Genomic DNA, 18,220 nt, shown 5'->3' on the forward strand with positions numbered 1-18,220 from the left:
CCAACACACGTTTCACACACCAGTCTTCGCGTCGGCAAGGTGAGATGTTTATATGAGACCGGGCTCCCGGGTCGTGACCACCGACGACGGCGTCGGCCTGCACGTCGAGTTCGACGGTCCACCCGGAGGCGGTGATGCCGGCGCGCCGACGGTGGTGTTCTGCCACGGGTTCACCGCGCGCCTGGCCGAGTGGGAGCTGCAGCGGCTGGCGCTGCGCGACCGCTACCGGATGGTGTTCTGGGACCAGCGCGGGCACGGCCGTTCGGCAGCCACCCCGCTGCCGGACGCCACCATCGACCGCACCGGGCGCGACCTGGCCCAGGTGCTGGACGCCGTCGTGCCCACCGGTCCGGTCGTGCTCGCCGGCCACTCGATGGGCGGGATGAGCATCATGGCGCTGGCCCGTCGCCGGCCGGAGCTGTTCGGGACCCGCGTCGTCGGCGCATTCCTGCTGGCCACCTCGGCCGGCGGCCTGGTGGAGAGCGGCCTGCTCGGGTGGCTCTTGAAACTGGTGCGCCGGCTGCACCTGCTGCCGCTGTACCTGCGCGTCCTGCAGCTGGTCGCGCCGCTGCTGGAGCGCTTCCGGTGGCGGGGCAGCCCGGTCGGCCGCTGGTTCACCCGTCGCTTCCTCTTCGGCAACCGCGCCGACGCCGACCGCACGAGCGTGCGCCTCGTGCAGGGCCTGCTCGAGGAGACGCCGTTCCCGGTCACGGCCGCCTTCTACGCCACCTTCCTCGACCACGAGGAGTACGACTCCCTGCCGGTGCTGAGCCGGGTGCCGGTCACCGTCGTCGCGGCCTCCCACGACCGGCTGACGCCCGCCGCGCACGGCCGCCGGCTCGCCGAGGGCATCGGTCCGAGCGCCCAGCTGGTGGTGGTCCAGGGCGCGGGGCACAGCGTCAACCTGACCCGCACCGACGTCGTCGACCGGGCGCTCCTGGACCTGCTCGACCGCGTGCAGGACGGGCTGCGCAGGGCCGGTTGACCGGCGGAGGCGCGGGGCATGCAGGATGTGGCCGCCGCCACATGGCCGGAGTTGCACGTACTCCGCGTCACACCTAACTTCGGCGGCCAACCGAGATCGTGCAACGGCCCCGCGGCCAGCAGTGGACCGGGGCGGCGAGGAGCGAGACGTGGACCGCATGAGTGCCCTCGACAGCGGGTTCTACTTCGCGGAGAGCGAGAACACGCCCATGCACGTGGGCTCGGTCGCCGTGTTCGAGGGGCCGGCACCCACCTACGGCGACGTCGTCCGGTTGCTGCTGAGCAAGCTGCCGCTGGTCCCCCGCTACCGGCAGCGGGTGCGCGAGGTGCCCCTGCAGCTGGGCCGGCCCATGTGGGTCGACGACCCGCACTTCCAGATCCTGTACCACGTGCGGCACACCGCCGTCCCCTCTCCGGGCAGCGACGAGCAGCTGCGCAACCTGGCCGGCCGGGTGCTCGGGCAGCGGCTGGACATGGCCAAGCCGCTGTGGGAGCTGTGGCTGGTCGAGGGCCTGGCCGAGGGCCGCTGGGCGATCATCTCCAAGGTCCACCACTGCATGGTCGACGGCGTCGCCGGCACCGACCTCATGCAGCTGATGTTCGACGTCTCCCCCGACGCCGAGCACGACGAGCCCCGCGACTGGACGCCGCGCCGCGACCCGTCCGGCGCCGCGCTCGTGGCCGGGGCGGTCACCGAGGCGGTGACCCAGCCCCTGCGCACGCTCACCTCGCTGCCCAGCGTGGGTGCCGCCGTCCGCAGCGCCAAGGGCATGGCCGAGTCGGGGCGCACCCTCGCCCAGACCCTGCCCTCGCTGGCCAAGCAGGCCGCGACGCCCACCGCCCGCTCGCTCAACGGGCCCATCGGTCCGCACCGCCGCTGGGCGTGGACCGCGGGCAACTTCGACGAGTTCAAGGAGGTTCGCACCGCGCTGGGCGGCACCGTTAACGACGTCGTGCTCGCCGCGATCACCAAGGGCTTCCGCGACCTCCTCAAGGGCCGGGGCGAGCTCTCCTCGGAGAACCTGGTCGTGCGCTCGATGGTGCCGGTGTCGGTCCGGTCGGAGAACCAGAAGGGCAGCTTGGACAACCGGGTCTCGGCGGTGTTCGTCGACCTGCCGGTCGGTGACCCCGACCCGGTGTCCCGGCTCACGAAGGTCCGTGGCCAGATGGACGAGTACAAGAAGGCGATGCAGGCCGTCGACGTCCCGACGATCATCGCGATGGGCGACTTCGTGGCCCCCTCACTCCTCTCGCTCGGCGTCCGCGCCGCGGTGCAGGCCGGCCAGATGTGGTGCCAGGCGGTGACGACGAACGTCCCCGGCCCGCGCGTGCCGCTCTACGTGCTGGGCCGGCGCATGTGCACCGCGCACGCCTACGTGCCGATCGCCGGCGGCACCCGCTGCTCGATCGGGATCTTCAGCTACCTGAAGACCATGACGTTCGGCATCAACGCCGATTTCGATGCCTTTCCCGACGTCGACGTGCTTGCCGGAGGAATCCGGAGCGGGATCGAGGAGCTGCTGGAGTACGCCCGCGCGGAGAAGGGCACCCCCGACGTCGTCCAGCCCGCCGGTGCGGTCCCGGCGAAGAAGAAGGCAGCCGCCCGGTGAGCCCGGCCAAGCAGCGCCGCACCGGCGGCGCCGGCGGCAAGGGCAAGAAGGGCGCAGCGACCGGTCTGACGGTGGCGGTGACCGGTCCCACCGGCACGTTCGGCGAAGGCCTGATCCCGCTGCTGCAGGGCGACGACCGGATCGGCCGGATCATCGGCATGGCCCGCCGGCCGTTCGACCCGGCCGAGCGCGGCTGGACGAAGATGGAGTACCGCCAGGGCGACGTCCGCGACCCCGAGGCGCTGCGCGAGGCCTTCCGCGACGCCGACGTCGTCGTCCATTTGGCTTTTCTCATCACCGGCAACGCCTCGCGCGAAACGACCCGGGCGATCAACGTCGACGGCACGCTCAACGTCTTCCGGGCAGCCTCGGCCGTCGGCGCCGCACGTTTCGTCTACGCGTCCTCGGTCGCCGCCTACGGCTTCCACAGCGACAACCCGGAACGGATCAGCGAGGAGTGGCCGGTCCGTCCGGCGGCCCGGTTGTTCTACGCCCAGGAGAAGGCCGAGCTCGAGCACCTGCTGCAGGACGAGTCCGCCTCCGCACCGGACCTGGACCTCTACCTGCTGCGCCCGCCCGTCGTGGTCGGGCCGCACGCGATCGGGGGCAAGGACGTCCTGCCCGGACCGCTGGCCCCGCTGGGCCGGCGGCTGTTCGACCGGCCCCGCCGCCTGCCGGTCCCCGTGCCGCTGCTGGTGCCCGAGCACCCGCTGCAGTTCATCCACGAGGAGGACGTCGGGCAGGCGCTCCTGCTGTGCATCGTGGGTGCCGGTCCCGCCGGGGCCTACAACATCGCCGGCGACGGCGTCCTGACCGCCGCGGACGTGGCACGCGAGTTCGGCGCCCTGCCGATCCCGGTGCCCGCGGCGCCCGCCCAGGCGGCGGCGCGCGTCGTCTCCCGGCTGCCGTTCCTGCCGCCGGTCGCCGAGTGGATCGAGGCCGCCAGCCGACCGGCCATCATGGACACCACGAAGGCCCGCGAGGAGCTCGGGTGGCGCCCGCGCTACACCGGCCTGGAAGCCCTCCGCGACACCCTGCGCGACTGAGCCGGCCGGCTCAGGCCCCCGGCGCCGCCAGCGCCGACTCCCGCAGCCAGGCCAGGACCTCGGTGGCCAGCCGCTGGGGTTCCTGCAGCTGCGGGACGTGCCCGACGCCGGCCCACTCGGCGTAGCGCCACGCCGGGTGCTGGCGGGAGATGTCGCGGGCGGCCGCGACCGGGACGAGCCGGTCGCGGTCGCCGTGCACCAGCAGCACCGGGACGGCGATGGAGGCCATCGCCGACCGGTAGCGGCGGGGGTCGGCGAGCAGGCGCAGCAGCGAGCGCGCCGCGGCGAGGAACGCCTTGTCCATGCCGGCGACGTCCTGCCGCTCCTCGAGCAGGGTGACTGACCGGTCGATGACCTCCGAGGGGACCGAGTCGGGATCGACGCCGCAGAGCTGCAGCATCTCCCGCACCCGCGCGAGGGCCGAGTTCCGCTGCCGCCGCCACCAGAGGAACCGCTCGCCCACGAAGGGCAGCGCGTAGAGCGCGAAGGTGACGGCGACCAGCGGGTCGAGCGCCCGCCGCGGGCCGGGGATGGCGGGGTCCAGCAGGACCAGGCCGCGCACCTTCTCCGGGTGCTCGCCGGTCTCGAGGACGGAGATCATCCCGCCCATGGAATTGCCGACCAGGACCACCGGCTCGCCCACCACCTCGTCGAGGAAGCGGTGCAGCACGGCCACGTTGGCGGCGACGCCGGCCGTGCGGGTACCGGGCTCGCTGCGGCCGAAGCCGGGGAGGTCCACGGCGAGGACCCGCGCGTGCTCGCGCACCAGCGGCGCGAAGAGGTCCCAGTTCAGGTGGGACCCGCCCAGTCCGTGCACGAGGACGAGCACCGGCCCGTCGGCCGGACCGCCGAAGTCGACGTAGTGGACGGGCCCATCCAGGTCCACCGTCGTGCTGCGTCCCGCGGTTTCCTGCTCACTCATCGGCGCCCCTCTCCCGGACTGGTGCGCCCGTACGGTGGCACGTCCTGCCAGAGCGCGCAGCCTCGGGTTTCGCCTCCGACGCAGCGGAACGGTCACGTCCGATATGACGCAGGACACAATTCGGCAACATGTGCCTGCGCGGCTGCCAACGACACGTGTGAGCCAGGCCGCACATTGGTACAGCCCAGCCATGAACGGACGGCTCCCTGGAGGACGACGTGGCACGACAGCACGGTGACGGCCCCGCACTCCCCCTCTACCTGACCGAGCCCGGTCGGGCGGTGGCGGAGATGGGCCTCTACCTGGCCGCCCGTCCGCTGGAGGCGCGCCTGCCCAAGGGCGACGGCCACCCCGTGCTCGTGCTCCCCGGCCTGCTGGCCGACGACACGTCCACCCGCGCCCTGCGAGCGGTGCTCCGGCGTCTCGGGTACCGGGTCCACGGTTGGGGCCTGGGCCGCAACATCGGCCCCACGGCCGTGTGCGTCAACGGCCTCCAGGACAAGCTCGAGTACCTGCACGGCCGCTACCGCCGTCCGGTGACGGTCATCGGCTGGAGCCTCGGCGGGATCTTCGCCCGGGACCTGGCGCGGCAGAAGCCCGAGATGGTCCGCCAGGTGATCACCCTGGGCAGCCCGTTCCGGATCGAGCGGCACAGCCAGAGCCGTGCCACCAAGGTGTTCGACCGGTTCGCCCACCTGCACGTGGAGCAGCGCCCGTTCCCGCTGGAGGCCGACGGCTGCCCCCTTCCGGTGCCGGCCACCTCCATCTACTCGCACTTCGACGGCATCGTGCACTGGCAGACATGCCTCAACGTGCCCGGCGAGCGCTGCGAGAACATCGCCGTCACGGCCAGCCACCTCGGCATCGGCCACCACCCGGCGGCGATCTGGGCCGTGGCGGACCGGCTGGCCCAGCCCGAGGGCACGTGGAAGCCGTTCAAGGCTCCGGCGTTCCTGCGCCCCGCCTTCCCCCGGCCGGCCACCCCGGCCACGCCGGGTCCGGTGGACATCTCGGCGCAGCCCGCCGCCTGACGAAGGGCCCTCCTCCTCCCCGTCGCTCGCAAGCTCGCGGCGGGCCCCTGGAGGAGGGCCGTTCCAGCACGTCACGGGTGGGCGCGGAGGGGTTCGAACCCCCGACCACTCGGTTGTAAGCCGAGCGCTCTACCGCTGAGCTACGCGCCCCGCGCGCTCAGGGTACGGGCGGGTGGCCGAATCCCCGAGCCGCGGATCAGGCCGCGATCTTCGCGACGGCGTCCTTCCAGCCGGACTGCTCGCGGGCGTCCCCGGGCGCGTTCACCTCGGCGAAGGCGACCGCTCCCTCGGCGTCGACGAGGAAGGTGCCCCGGACGGCCATGCCGGCCTTGTCGTTGAAGACGCCGTAGGCCTTGGCAGTCTCCCCGTGCGGCCAGAAGTCCGACAGCAGCGGGAAGTCGAAGCCCTCCTGCGCCTTGAATGCCTTGAGGCTGAACACCGGGTCGGTGCTGATGGCGAGCACCTTCACGCCCGCATCGGTGTACGTGGACAGCTCGTCGCGCAGCTGGCACAGCTCACCGGTGCAGATGCCGGAGAAGGCGAACGGGTAGAAGACGACCAGGACCGGCGTGCCCCGCAGCTCGGCGAGGGACACGACCTGCTTGTCCTGGTCGGGGAGGCTGAACTCGGGCGCGCGGTCACCGACGGAGAGGCTCATGCCCCCGATCGTGCCGCACGCCCGGTGGGGTGCTGGAACGGCCCTCCTGCAGGGGCCCGCCGCGAGCCTGCGAGTGGTGGGGGGCAGGAGGGTCCTTCGACTTCGATCAGCGGCGGGAGCGGGCTGCCTTCGGGGTGACCAGGCGGATGCCCGACCAGTCCTTGGCCGCGGAGATGCTGGTGGTCTGCGAAAGCCCCGCGGTCGGCGCGACCTCGGTGACGTCACCGGGCTCGACGTGTCCCGGCCGGCCCGACTTGGGGACCAGCAGCCAGACGACGCCCTCGTCGGCCAGCGAGGTCAGTGCGTCGGTGAGGGCGTCGAACAGGTCGCCGTCGTCCTCCCGCCACCACAGGATCACGACGTCGGCCACCTCGTCGGTGTCCTCGTCGACCATCTCGCTGCCAGAGGCCTCGATGATGGAGTCCCGCAGGTCCTCGTCGGCGTCCTCGCTCCAGCCGAGCTCCTGCACGACCATGCCCGGCTTGATGCCCAGCCGGGTTGCCATGCCGGTGCTGTCGACGCTCATCCCTGCTGTTCCTCCATGCGTGCTGCTCCTGCAGATCCGGTGTGACGTGGATGGTGCCCTGTCGGGCCGGTGAGCGCGCGCGGAGGCGTCACGAAACACCCGGGTGGACGACGAGGACGGGTCGCGAGCGCAGCGGGCACGAGGCAGCGGACACGACCAGCGGGAGAACCACCCGCACCCCGGTCATGTCACCCCTCTCGCCGACGCGCCCGTCGTCCGGCCGGGAAGGCCGGGCATCCGGGGCGGCTCCGCCGGAGAGAAGGCGCCGCAGGCGGAAGCGTAGGGCATGGCGGGCACGACGCAAGCCTGTGTGCACGGCCCGATCGGGCGCCGCCGCGCGGGGAATGCGACACGCGGCCTTCCGCACGACGGCACGAGACGTGACGGCGACGCCCCCCGCGGGGGACGATGTGTCCATGAGCGCACCGCAGCAGCCGGGCGGCGATCCCGCCCGCGACGCAGGCCAGCCCCGCCCGGTCATCACCAGCGGGTTGCCCAGCCAGCTGATCGACACCGATCCCGACGAGACCCAGGAGTGGGTCGAGTCCCTCGACGCCGTCATCGACCACGCGGGCAGAGGCCGCGCGCGGTACCTGATGCTGCGGATGCTGGAGCGCAGCCGCGAGCAGCAGGTCGGCGTCCCGTCGCTGCGCAGCACCGACTACATCAACACCATCCCGCCGGAGCGGGAGCCCTACTTCCCCGGCGACGAGCACATCGAGCGCCGGATCCGCGCCTACATCCGCTGGAACGCGGCGATCATGGTGCACCGGGCGCAGCGGCCCGGGGTCGGCGTCGGCGGCCACATCTCCTCCTACGCCTCCTCGGCGTCGCTGTACGAGGTCGGCTTCAACCACTTCTTCCGCGGCAAGGACCACCCCGGCGGCGGTGACCAGATCTGGTTCCAGGGCCACGCCTCCCCCGGCGTCTACGCCCGCGCCTTCCTCGAGGGCCGGCTCACCGAGGACCAGCTCGACGGCTTCCGCCAGGAGGTCAGCCACCCCGGGGGCGGGCTGTCGTCCTACCCGCACCCGCGGCTCATGCCGGACTTCTGGGAGTTCCCATCGGTCTCCATGGGCCTGGGCCCCATGAACGCGATCTACCAGGCGCGGTTCAACCGCTACCTGCACGACCGCGGCATCAAGGACACCTCCGACCAGCACGTCTGGGCCTTCCTCGGCGACGGCGAGATGGACGAGCCGGAGTCGCTCGGCGTCATCGGCCTGGCCGCCCGCGAGGAGCTCGACAACCTCACCTTCGTCATCAACTGCAACCTGCAGCGGCTCGACGGGCCGGTGCGCGGCAACGGCAAGGTCATCCAGGAGCTGGAGTCGTTCTTCCGCGGCGCCGGCTGGAACGTCATCAAGGTGATCTGGGGCCGCGGCTGGGACCAGCTCCTGGCCGCCGACCGCGACGGCGCGCTGGTGCACCTGATGAACACGACGCCCGACGGCGACTACCAGACCTACAAGGCCGAGGACGGCGGCTTCGTCCGCGAGCACTTCTTCGGGCGCGACCCCCGCACCCGCAAGCTCGTGGAGCACATGAGCGACAAGGAGGTGTGGGACCTCGCCCGCGGTGGCCACGACTACCGCAAGGTCTACGCCGCCTACAAGGCCGCCATGGACCACAAGGGCCAGCCCACGGTCATCCTCGCCAAGACCATCAAGGGCTGGACGCTGGGCAGCCACTTCGAGGGCCGCAACTCCACCCACCAGATGAAGAAGCTGACCGCGGAGGACCTCGCCGGGTTCCGCGACCGCCTCTACCTGGACATCCCCGACTCGGCGCTCGACAAGACCCTGCCGCCGTACTACAAGCCCGACCCGGACTCCGACGAGATGAAGTACATGCTCGAGCGGCGTCGTCAGCTCGGCGGCGCGGTACCGCGGCGCCGGTCGGAGGCCAAGGCGCTCAAGGCGCCCGACGACAAGGCCCTCGAGGTCCTGCGCCGGGGCTCGGGCAAGCAGGAGGTGGCGACGACGATGGCGTTCGTCCGCCTGCTCAAGGAGCTGCTCAAGGACAAGGAGCTCGGCCCGCGCTTCGTGCCGATCATCCCGGACGAGGCCCGCACCTTCGGCCTGGACTCCCTGTTCTCGTCGCACAAGATCTACAACCCGGCCGGACAGCGCTACACCTCGGTCGACCGCGAGCTGATGCTGGCCTACAAGGAGTCCGAGCAGGGGGTGATCCTGCACGAGGGCATCAACGAGGCCGGTTCCACGGCATCGTTCACCGCCGTCGGCAGCTCGTACGCCACGCACGGCGAGCCGATGATCCCGATCTACATCTTCTACTCGATGTTCGGGTTCCAGCGGACCGGCGACGGCTTCTGGGCGGCCGCCGACCAGATGACCCGCGGGTTCGTGCTCGGGGCCACCGCCGGGCGGACGACGCTCAACGGCGAGGGCCTGCAGCACGAGGACGGGCACTCGCTGCTCCTCGCGCACACCAACCCCGCGGTGGTGTCCTACGACCCGGCGTTCTCCTACGAGGTCGCCCACATCACCCGCGACGCCCTGGTCCGCATGTACGGCGACGACCCGGGCGCCCCGCTGGGCGGGCACCGCTCGCCCGACGTCATGTACTACCTGACGGTCTACAACGAGCCGTTCGTCCAGCCGGCCGAGCCCGAGGGCCTCGACGTCGCCAGCCTGCTGGCCGGCATGTACCGGTACTCGGAGGGCCCGGCGACCGACGGTCCCAGGACACAGGTCCTGGCGTCCGGCGTCGCGGTGCCGTGGGCGCTCCGGGCACAGGAGCTCCTCGCCCAGGACTGGGACGTCTCCGCCGACGTGTGGTCGGTGACCTCCTGGGGCGAGTTGCGCCGGCAGGCCGACGAGGTCACCGAGCACAACCTGCTGCACCCCGAGGAAGAGCCGCGGGTGCCGTTCGTCACCGCGCAGCTGCGGGACGCGCAGGGCCCGGTCGTCGCGGTCTCGGACTGGATGCGCGCCGTCCCCGACCTGATCGCGCCCTACGTGCCCGGCGGCATGTCGACGCTGGGCACCGACGGGTTCGGCCTGTCCGACACCCGCCCGGCGCTGCGCCGGCACTTCCACGTCGACGCCGAGTCGATCGTCGTGCGGGCGCTGGCCTCGCTGGCCGACCGCGGCGAGATCGACCGCGCCGTCGTCCGCCAGGCCGTGGAGAAGTACCAGGTCCGCGACGTGCAGGCGGCTCCGGCCGAGGAGCGGTCGGACCCGAGCCCGGCGACCTGACCCCCCGCGGGAGCCGCACGCCCTGGCGCGGGCGGCTCCCGCCGGGGGCCGGGCACCGGAGATCGCCGAAACGGGCGCTCCGGATCCATTGCTTTCGGCCCTGCGGCCTGCATACTGAGAGCGCTCTCACACCCCGCCTTCTCCTCGTTGGGGATCCGGCCGGCGGGGGGTGAGAGCACTTCCGCTCGACCGCCGGACCTGGCGGGCGTGGCGCAGTTCCCGGGTCGCGCTGAACACGTCGACCCACCAGAACACCGCCGATCTGCCCCCGTACGACACGTGGATCTCCAGCGCCTGGCCGACGCGACCGTCGTCGCCGTCGTCGCCGTCGAGAACTCCAGCGGCTGCGGCGACCGGTACTGCGGCGGTGGCCCGGCCAGCGGTTGCCGAGGGGGCGCGGAACTCGTGGCGGAGCGGAGCGACACGGCCGCGAGCCCGGCATCGAACACGGCCGGCATCAACCGCTACGCCGGCACCCAGGGGTTGTGAGCCGACGGCGCGCCGCAGGGGCGCCGCGTCACGTCGACGCGACACCCCGGCGCCCGGCCTCGCGCCAGCGTTCGTGCGCGCCGTCGGCGAGCAGGAGGAACGCCTGCGCCTCCGGGGCGTGCCCGGGCCGGTCGAAGTGCGGAGCGGCGCTGGCCCCCGCGACGCGGCCGAGATCGTCCACCCGGGCCGCGGCGGCCGCGAGCAGGGACTCCCCCGTACGGCCGGAACGCCACGGGAGCCAGCCCTCGGCGGCACCGGTCAGCGCCGCGTAGGCCAGCATGGACGCCACGTTCGTGTCCGCCGGTCCCGCCGGGTCGTCGAGGACGGCGCCGAACAGCCCGTCGGAGCGGCGTCGCTCCAGACATGCCTCGAGCAGGGACCGCACGTGTGCCGCCACCTCCGCGCCGGACGCTCCCGGCAGCCAGCGCACGGCCCTCGCCGACCCTGCGGCCACCCAGCCGTTGCCGGTGCCCCACGCCCGCGCGTCGACGAGCCGGCCGGCGTCCTCGTCCCACCGCGCCGCCCACAGACCCGTCTCCCGGTCGTGCAGCCGGGCGCGGTGGCCCTCCAGCTGGGCCAGCGCCTCCCGCGTCGCCCCGGCCGACGCCAGGGCCGGCACCACCATGTACACGGTGTCGGCCCACACCTGGCGGGACCCCACCAGGTGGCACAGGGTTCCGTCCGCGGTCCGCGGCGCCTCCCGGAGCAGCCACGAGCGCTGGCGGGCGGCCGCCCGGGCGAGGCTCTCGTCCCCGGCCCGCTGCGCCACCCGGCCCACGAACTCCGCCAGGGCAGCGCCGTTGACCGAGCAGGCCGGGTCGAGCTCGGCGAGCCGGCCGTCGCACAGCTGGCGCGCGACGGCGTCGTCGACGAGCACCCGCAGCGCGTCCTCCTCCCCCGAGTCCTCCAGGACGGCCGCGGTCAGCCCCTGGTCCCAGGAGTGCCGCTGCGCGACCAGCAGGCAGGTGAGCACCGCTCGACGGGCGGCCGGGCCTAGAACGAGATCTCCTCGCCGTCCTTGAAGATCCGTCCCGTCACCGTGGCCGGCAGCCCGAGGAGCGCCATCGCGCCCGCCGCGCTCTCCGCGACGGTCCCGGGCGCCTGGTCGCCACCCAGCCCGGTGCGCACCCATCCCGGGTCCAGCGCGTTGACCGCCACCTCACCCCGCAGCTGCGCCGCCTGCATGAGGACCAGCCCGTTGAGCGCGTACTTGCTCACCCGGTAGCTCCCGATGCCCGGCTCCGCCATGCCCTCCCGCGTGCCGGCGCCCGAGCTCACGTGCACGATGCGGGGTTCGGCGCCCGCACGCAGGGCCGGCAGGAGGGCGACCACCAACCGGTGCGGTGCCACGAGGTTCACCGCGACGGTCTCCTCGAGGGTCCCGTCGGGCTCGTCCTCGAACCGCTCGGCGCGGGCCAGCATCACGCCCGCGTTGCTCACCAGCGCGTCCAGCGCGCCCCACCGCCGGGCCACGGCTCCCGACAGCACCGCCGGGGCGCGGTCCTCGGTGATGTCGGCGGCGACCACCCCGATGCTCCCGGGACCGCCGCCAAGCTCCTCGGCGAGCTCGGCCAGCAGTGGCGCGTCCCGCCCGGTGGCGAGCACGTCGGCGCCGGCCTCGACGAGCCGATGGACGATCGCCCGGCCGACCCCGCGCGAGCCACCGGTCACCAGGACCCGGCGGCCGCTCATGGCCCCCGGGTCCTGGACGCCGACTCCCGCCGCGGACGGCGTCATGCACCGTCCCGGTGCCGTCGCAGGATCTCGGCGTAGACGCGGGCGCTGTCCTTGAGCGTGCGCTGCTGGGTCCGGTAGTCGACGTGCACGAGCCCGAAGCGCTGGTCGTAACCCCGCGCCCATTCGAAGTTGTCCATCAGCGACCAGGCGAAGTACCCACGCACGTCGACGCCCTGCTCGATGGCGTCGACGACCGAGGCGAGGTGCTGCAGCAGGTACTCCACGCGCTCGGGGTCGTGCACCTGGCCGTCGTCGTCCACCACGTCGTTCCACGCCGACCCGTTCTCGGTGATGAACAGCGGCAGCCCCGGCGCGATGCGGTGCAGCCGGGTGAGCAGTCCGGTGAAGCCCGAGGGGCTGATCCCCCAGCCCATCGTCGTCGTGGCGCCCTCGGGCTCCACGTCCTCGATGCGCTCGCCGCCGATCCAGGGGCTGGGCTTGCCGGTGGGCTCGGTCACCGCCCGAACCGTCGACTCGAAGTAGTAGTTGACCCCCAGCCAGTCGATCGGGGTGGAGATCACCTCCAGGTCCCCGTCCTCCACCGGCAACGGAGCGCCCGCGGCAGCCAGGTCCTCGGCCACGTCGACGGGATAGGCGCCGGTGACGATCGGCTCCAGGAACATCCGGTTCTGCTGGCCGTCGAGGCGGCGCGCCGCATCCACGTCGGCCGGGTCGTCGGTGGCCGGGGACATCGGCGTGAAGTTGAGCGTGATGCCCAGGTGATCGGCGCCCTTGTCGCGCAGCAGGCCCGTGGCGAGGCCGTGGCCCAGCAGCAGGTGGTGCACGGCCCGCGAGGCCTCGACCGGGTCGCGGTGACCGGGCGCGTGCTGGCCGGCCATGTATCCCAGGAGAGAGCTGCACATCGGCTCGTTGAGCGTCGACCAGTGCGGAACCCGGTCCCCGAGCGCGTCGTACATGACACCGGCGTAGTCGGCGAACCGCGCGGCGGTGTCCCGGTCGGCCCAGCCGCCGCGGTCCTGCAGCGTCTGCGGGAGGTCCCAGTGGTACAGGGTCAGCCAGGGGGCGACGCCCGCCTCCAGCAGCTCGTCGACCAGTCGGCGGTAGAAGTCCAGGCCGCGCTGCTCCACCGGGCCGGCACCCTCGGGCAGCACTCGCGACCAGGCGACGGAGAAGCGGTAGGCGGACAGCCCCAGCTCCTTCATCAGGGACACGTCCTCCGGGAACCGGTGGTAGTGGTCGCAGGCCACGTCACCGGTGTGCCCCTCGAAGGTCTTGCCGGGGGTGTGGCTGAAGGTGTCCCAGATGGAGGGACCCCGGCCGTCGACGTCGACGGCGCCCTCGATCTGGTACGAGGCCGTGGCGGCCCCGAAGGTGAAGCCGGGTGGGAAGGTCAACCCGGTGCCGGACAGCCCGCGCACGTCGGTCGAGGTCATGAAGGTCGTTCTCCTTGGGCAGGTGCAGGGACGAGCGGGCCCGGACCGAGCACGTGCCGGTCCGGGCAGGATGGTGTGGCGGTGGGTCAGTCGACGCGCAGCCCCGTGGTGGGGTCGAAGACGTGCAGGTGGCCGGGGCGCACGGCCAGGTGCAGGCGGTCACCGGACGCCGGGGTGCTCCTGGGCGCGGTGCGGACGACGACGTCGGAGGGATGCAGCACGTCGTCGGTCCGGTCGGCGGCCAGCTTGGTGTAGAGGTAGGCGTCGGAGCCCAGCTCCTCCACCACGTTGACGACCACCGGGATGCCCTCCCCCGGACCCACCACCTGGAGCGCCTCGGGGCGGAAGCCGATCGTCACGGTGCCGTCGCCGGCGGCGGCGCGGTCCAGCTGCTGGCGCGGAACGGCGAGCACCTCGCCGCCCAGGCGCACACCGCCCTCGACCGCGTCGCCGGTGAGGATGTTCATCGCCGGGGACCCGATGAAGCCGGCGACGAAGACGTTGGCCGGGCGGTCGTAGAGCGTTCCAGGCGTATCGCACTGCTGCAGGACGCCGTCCTTGAGGACCGCGACGCGGTCGCCCATCGTCATGGCCTCCACCTGGTCGTGCGTGACGTAGACGGTCGTGGTGCCCAGGCGCCGCGTCAGCGCCGCGATCTGGGTGCGGGTCTGCACCCGGAGCTTGGCGTCGAGGTTGGACAGCGGCTCGTCCATGAGGAACACCTGCGGGTCGCGCACGATGGCCCGGCCCATGGCCACCCGCTGCCGCTGACCACCCGAGAGCGCCTTGGGACGCCGGGTGAGGTAGTCCTGCAGGTCCAGGATCTTCGCCGCCTCGGTCACCCGGCGGCCGATCTCGTCCTTCTTGACGCCGCTGAGCCGGAGCGCGAAGCCCATGTTCTCCTCGACGGTCATGTGCGGGTACAGCGCGTAGTTCTGGAAGACCATCGCGATGTCGCGCTCCTTGGGCGGCTGGTCGGTGACGTCGCGGTCGCCGATGAGGATGGAGCCGGTGTCCACCTCCTCCAGGCCCGCGAGCATGCGCAGCGAGGTGGACTTGCCGCAGCCGGAAGGTCCGACCAGCACCAGGAACTCGCCGTCGGCGATCGCCAGGTCCAGCGCGTCGACGGCCGGGCGTTCGGACTTGGGGTAGATGCGGGTGGCTTGCTGGAAGGTCACGGTGGCCATGGGTCAGGCCCCTCTCCGGGCACGAGGATGGACGGGTGCGCTCGAGGTGCGCGGGCCGGTAGCGGAAGAGGCGGTCATCCCTTGACCGCGCCCTGCATGATGCCGCCGACGATCTGCTTGCCGAGGATCGTGAAGACGATGAGCACCGGCAGCGTGCCCAGCAGTGTGCCGGCCATGATGACCGAACGCTGCGGGACGTAGCCGGATCCCAGCCCGGCCAGGGCGACCTGGACGGTGGGGTTCTGCTGGGTGAGGGCGATGATCGGCCAGAAGAACTCGTTCCACGCGGTGAGGAACGTCAGCATCGCCAGCACGGCCATCGCGGGCCGGGCGATCGGCATCACGATGGACCAGAAGATGCGGAACGTCGAGGCGCCGTCGACCCGACCGGCCTCGAGCAGTTCGGTCGGCAGAGCGTTGATCAGGTACTGGCGCATGAAGAAGACACCGAAGGCGCTCACCAGCGTCGGCAGGATGACCGCCTGCAGCTGGTTCACCCACTCCAGCTCGGCGATCATCATGAACAACGGGATGACGGCCAGCTGGGTCGGCACCATCATCGTGCCGACCACCAGTGCGAGCAGCAGCCCCTTGCCGCGGAACTGCAGCTTGGCGAAGGCGAAGCCGGCCAGCGTGCAGAACAGCACCGTGCCGATCGTGATGGCGCCGGCGACGATGATCGAGTTGACGATCGCCAGCCCGATCGATGCCTGGTCCAGGGCCTGCCGGAAGTTGTCGAACAGGCTGGCGTTGGGCAGGAACGGAGGCGGCGTGGCGGCGATCTCGGAGTTGGAGTGGGAGCCCGCGACGACGGTCCAGTACAGCGGGAAGATCGATACCAGCGCCGTGAGGGTCAGGAGGGTGTAGGTCACCGGTCCGGCCCGGCCGGCGCGGGTGCGCCGGCCCCCGGGGCGGGCCGAGGGTGCGGCGTTGTCCGGGTTGCGAGACAGCGTGCTGGTGGCCATGGCCGGGTCCCTACCGTTCCGTCCGGGCGCGGAGACGCCGGACGAGGGCGTAGATCCCCACGATCAACAGGATGATCATGAACATGGTCCATGCGGTCGTGGCCGCCTGGCCGATGTGGAAGTTGCGCCACCCCTGCTGGTACATCAGCAGGCCGAGCGTCTGGTACTGGCCGCGCGAACCTCCGCTGGTCGTGCCGTCTCCGGAGAACAGCAGTGGCTCACCGAACAGCTGGACCGCGCCGATCGTCGAGACGACGATCGTGAAGAGGATGGTGGGTCGCAGGGACGGGATCGTCACGTGGATGAACTGCTTCCACCTGCTGGCACCGTCGATCTCGGCTGCCTCGTAGAGATCCCCTGGGATCGACTGCATCGCCGCGAGGTAGATCAGCGCGTTGTACCCGGTCCAGCGCCACATGACGATCGTGGAGATCGCGATCTGGCTGCTGAGGGTGCCGCTCTCCCAGTCGATGCGCTCGAGGCCCACCGCCTGCAGCACGGTGTTGATCAGCCCGTAGTCGCGGCCGAAGAGCTGGGCGAAGACGAGGGTCGCGGCGGCGATGCTGGTGGCGTAGGGCATCAACATCATCGTGCGGAAGAAGGTGCGCCCGCGAAGCTTGTAGTTGAGCAGGTGCGCCAGGCCAAGCGCCAGTGCCAGCTGGGGCACCGTGGAGAGGATGCCGATGGTCAGGGTGTTGCGGGCGGCGTTCCAGAAGAACTCGCTCCCCAGCAGGTTGCGGTAGTTCTCCAGGCCGACGAACTCACCACCGTTGATGTTCGACAGGCTGGTCCGGTGGAGCGAGATCCACGCCGTGTAGACGAACGGGTAGAGGCTGAACGCGCCGAAGACGAGGAAGAACGGGGCGACGTAGGCGTAGCCCCAGCGGTTCTCGGACAGCCGCCTCCGACGGCGGCGGGTCACCGGGTCGGCCGTGTCGGGGGGCGGCGCGACGATGGCCGCGTTGCGCGCGGTCTGACTGGCGATGGTCATGCGGGGCCTCGGCGGTTCTGAGGAGGAGCGAGCGGTTTACCCCTGGGGCATCGGTCCCCGGAGTCGGAGGCGGACGATGCAGGTGCCCGGGAGCGGGAGTCGCTCCCGGGCACCGCGTCCGTCATCGGTCGACGAGCCGGTGGCTCAGCCGCCGATCGCCTGCTGCGCCGCTTCCAGGGCGTTCTCGAACGCCTGGTCCGGCGCGGTCCCCGAGGAGGCGATGTCGGTCAGCGCCGTGGTGAACGCCTCCTGGATCTGGGTGTCGTACGGGCCGATCGGGGTCCGCTGGATGTTGGCCGCCGACTCACCGAAGATCTCGCCGGTCGGGGCGCCGCTGAAGTAGTCGTTGACCGCGCCGACGACCTCAGGGTCCTCGGCTGCCTGCGGGCTCGACGGGAAGTGCGCGGTGCGGGTGAACAGCTTCACCTGCTGCTCCGGAGCGGTCAACCACTCGACGAGGTCCTTGGCGGCCTCGACGTTCTCGCCGTCCTTGGGGACGCCGAGCCACGCGCCGCCCCAGTTGCTGGCCGACTCGGCCGCACCGGGCAGCGGGGCGATGTCCCAGAGACCGGCCCCCGCGTCGCCCATCTGGGAGCTGATGTAGCCGAGCATCCAGGCCGGGCAGGCGATGGTCGCGAACGCGCCGTTGGAGAAGGCGGCGTTCCACTCGTCACCGAACTGGCTGAGGTTGGCCGTCAGGCCCTCCTCGGCGGCCTGGCTGGCGTAGCTCCAGGCGGACTCGACGCCGTCGCTCTCCTCGGGGATCGGGTTGCCCTCCTCGTCGTTGTAGGCCAGGTCGCCCTGGTACACGGCGGAGGAGAAGATGCTGGCCGGGCTGTCGACGAAGGCGCTGCCGGCCGGCTTGCCCGGTGCCGCCTGGTACTGACGGGCAGCGTCGAGGTACTCGTCCCAGCTGCTCCACAGCGCGCCGACCTGCTCGCGGTCGGTGGGCAGTCCGGCCTGCTCGAACAGGTCCTTGCGGTAGCACATCGCCTGCGGACCGGTGTCGGTCCCCAGACCCACGACCTGACCGTCCTCCGAGCTGGCCTGCCCCCACTTCCAGTCGTAGAAGTTGCCCTCCAGCTCGTCGGCGTTGTCCTCCTGGCTCCAGTCCACGAACGCGTCGGAGTGGTTCCGGACGACGTCGGCGATGAAGCCGATCTCCAGCGCCTGGATGTCGTCGAGCCCGGAGTTCGCAGCCAGCCGGGTCTGCAGCGCCTGGTAGTAGGCGGCGGACTGGGCGACGTTGTTCTCCTTGATCGTGACGTTCGGGTGCAGCTCCATGTACTCCTCGTACAGGCCCGCGTTGTCGAAGTCGAACGTCCCGAACGTGCCGACGGTCAACGTCACCGGGGCGTCGGGGTCGTAGCTGCCCCCACCCCCGCCCCCCCCCCCCTCTACACCTCTCCGCCCCCACGACACCCAACCAAACACCCTAAGCACCCTCCACCATTCAAAA

Annotated in this window: 16 protein-coding genes and 1 tRNA gene; 6 read left to right on the plus strand and 11 right to left on the minus strand. The window is 71.8% G+C overall.

All coding sequences use genetic code 11. From position 1 onward, the window contains the following. Window positions 1-52: 52 nt before the first annotated feature. From C5508_RS15275 to C5508_RS15285, 3 genes are all read left to right on the plus strand, one after another. Entirely contained in the window at window positions 53-985 is a 933-nt protein-coding gene (locus C5508_RS15275) for an alpha/beta fold hydrolase (RefSeq protein ID WP_104525802.1), read from the plus strand. Window positions 986-1,142: 157 nt separating this feature from the next. Next, entirely contained in the window at window positions 1,143-2,594 is a 1,452-nt protein-coding gene (locus C5508_RS15280) for a WS/DGAT/MGAT family O-acyltransferase (RefSeq protein WP_232797175.1), read from the plus strand. Beyond that, a complete protein-coding gene (locus C5508_RS15285; protein ID WP_198598113.1) occupies window positions 2,591-3,640 on the plus strand; it encodes an NAD-dependent epimerase/dehydratase family protein in 1,050 nt (349 codons plus the stop codon). The genes C5508_RS15280 and C5508_RS15285 overlap by 4 nt, the downstream gene beginning before the upstream one ends. Before the next feature lie 10 nt (window positions 3,641-3,650). Here C5508_RS15285 and C5508_RS15290 read toward each other — a convergent pair whose 3' ends face one another. Continuing rightward, window positions 3,651-4,562 carry an alpha/beta fold hydrolase gene (locus C5508_RS15290; RefSeq protein ID WP_104525804.1) on the minus strand — a complete coding sequence of 304 codons (912 nt, stop codon included), beginning with the start codon at window positions 4,560-4,562 and terminating at the stop codon, window positions 3,651-3,653. Between the two features lie 218 nt (window positions 4,563-4,780). Between C5508_RS15290 and C5508_RS15295 the strand changes: the two genes are divergently transcribed. Then, window positions 4,781-5,593: an esterase/lipase family protein gene (locus C5508_RS15295; protein ID WP_198598114.1), complete on the plus strand. Its 813-nt coding sequence runs from the start codon at window positions 4,781-4,783 to the stop codon at window positions 5,591-5,593. A gap of 78 nt (window positions 5,594-5,671) precedes the next feature. On the opposite strand, the gene C5508_RS15300 is transcribed toward C5508_RS15295, so the two are convergent. The 3 genes from C5508_RS15300 to C5508_RS15310 form a co-directional block, all read right to left on the minus strand. Further along, window positions 5,672-5,743: transfer RNA gene (locus tag C5508_RS15300), tRNA-Val, on the minus strand. Between the two features lie 46 nt (window positions 5,744-5,789). Continuing rightward, the gene (locus C5508_RS15305) at window positions 5,790-6,251 is read right to left on the minus strand and encodes a peroxiredoxin (protein WP_104525805.1); all 462 of its coding nucleotides are present in this window, start codon (window positions 6,249-6,251) and stop codon (window positions 5,790-5,792) included. A 106-nt stretch (window positions 6,252-6,357) separates the two neighbouring features. Further along, the gene (locus tag C5508_RS15310; protein ID WP_104525806.1) at window positions 6,358-6,777 is read right to left on the minus strand and encodes a DUF3052 domain-containing protein; all 420 of its coding nucleotides are present in this window, start codon (window positions 6,775-6,777) and stop codon (window positions 6,358-6,360) included. Between the two features lie 416 nt (window positions 6,778-7,193). Here C5508_RS15310 and aceE point away from each other — a divergent pair, with 416 nt between their 5' ends. Together aceE and C5508_RS15320 are read left to right on the plus strand one after the other, a co-directional pair. Then, a complete protein-coding gene (aceE, locus tag C5508_RS15315; RefSeq protein WP_104525807.1) occupies window positions 7,194-9,998 on the plus strand; it encodes a pyruvate dehydrogenase (acetyl-transferring), homodimeric type in 2,805 nt (934 codons plus the stop codon). 279 nt (window positions 9,999-10,277) lie between these two features. Then, window positions 10,278-10,487 (plus strand): hypothetical protein, encoded by a 210-nt coding sequence (locus tag C5508_RS15320; protein WP_104525808.1) that lies wholly within the window; start codon window positions 10,278-10,280, stop codon window positions 10,485-10,487. Between the two features lie 28 nt (window positions 10,488-10,515). Here the strand turns inward: C5508_RS15320 and C5508_RS15325 are convergent, their stop codons facing one another. The 7 genes from C5508_RS15325 to C5508_RS15355 form a co-directional block, all read right to left on the minus strand. Continuing rightward, a complete protein-coding gene (locus tag C5508_RS15325; protein ID WP_198598115.1) occupies window positions 10,516-11,460 on the minus strand; it encodes a glycoside hydrolase family 88 protein in 945 nt (314 codons plus the stop codon). 20 nt (window positions 11,461-11,480) lie between these two features. Continuing rightward, on the minus strand, window positions 11,481-12,224 hold the full coding sequence (locus C5508_RS15330) for an SDR family NAD(P)-dependent oxidoreductase (RefSeq protein ID WP_104525810.1): 744 nt from the start codon (window positions 12,222-12,224) through the stop codon (window positions 11,481-11,483). Further along, a complete protein-coding gene (locus tag C5508_RS15335) occupies window positions 12,221-13,618 on the minus strand; it encodes a GH1 family beta-glucosidase (RefSeq protein WP_104525811.1) in 1,398 nt (465 codons plus the stop codon). Before C5508_RS15335 ends, C5508_RS15330 begins: the two co-directional genes overlap by 4 nt. A gap of 86 nt (window positions 13,619-13,704) precedes the next feature. After that, window positions 13,705-14,805: an ABC transporter ATP-binding protein gene (locus C5508_RS15340; protein ID WP_104525812.1), complete on the minus strand. Its 1,101-nt coding sequence runs from the start codon at window positions 14,803-14,805 to the stop codon at window positions 13,705-13,707. Between the two features lie 74 nt (window positions 14,806-14,879). Then, window positions 14,880-15,770 carry a carbohydrate ABC transporter permease gene (locus C5508_RS15345; RefSeq protein WP_232797173.1) on the minus strand — a complete coding sequence of 297 codons (891 nt, stop codon included), beginning with the start codon at window positions 15,768-15,770 and terminating at the stop codon, window positions 14,880-14,882. Window positions 15,771-15,780: 10 nt separating this feature from the next. Next, window positions 15,781-16,761 (minus strand): carbohydrate ABC transporter permease, encoded by a 981-nt coding sequence (locus tag C5508_RS15350; protein WP_104525813.1) that lies wholly within the window; start codon window positions 16,759-16,761, stop codon window positions 15,781-15,783. Window positions 16,762-16,905: 144 nt separating this feature from the next. After that, on the minus strand, window positions 16,906-18,111 hold the full coding sequence (locus tag C5508_RS15355; protein ID WP_232797174.1) for an ABC transporter substrate-binding protein: 1,206 nt from the start codon (window positions 18,109-18,111) through the stop codon (window positions 16,906-16,908). Between the last annotated feature and the right edge of the window lie 109 nt (window positions 18,112-18,220).

Origin of the sequence: Blastococcus atacamensis, assembly GCF_002938425.1 — a bacterium.
GTDB lineage: Bacteria > Actinomycetota > Actinomycetes > Mycobacteriales > Geodermatophilaceae > Blastococcus > Blastococcus atacamensis.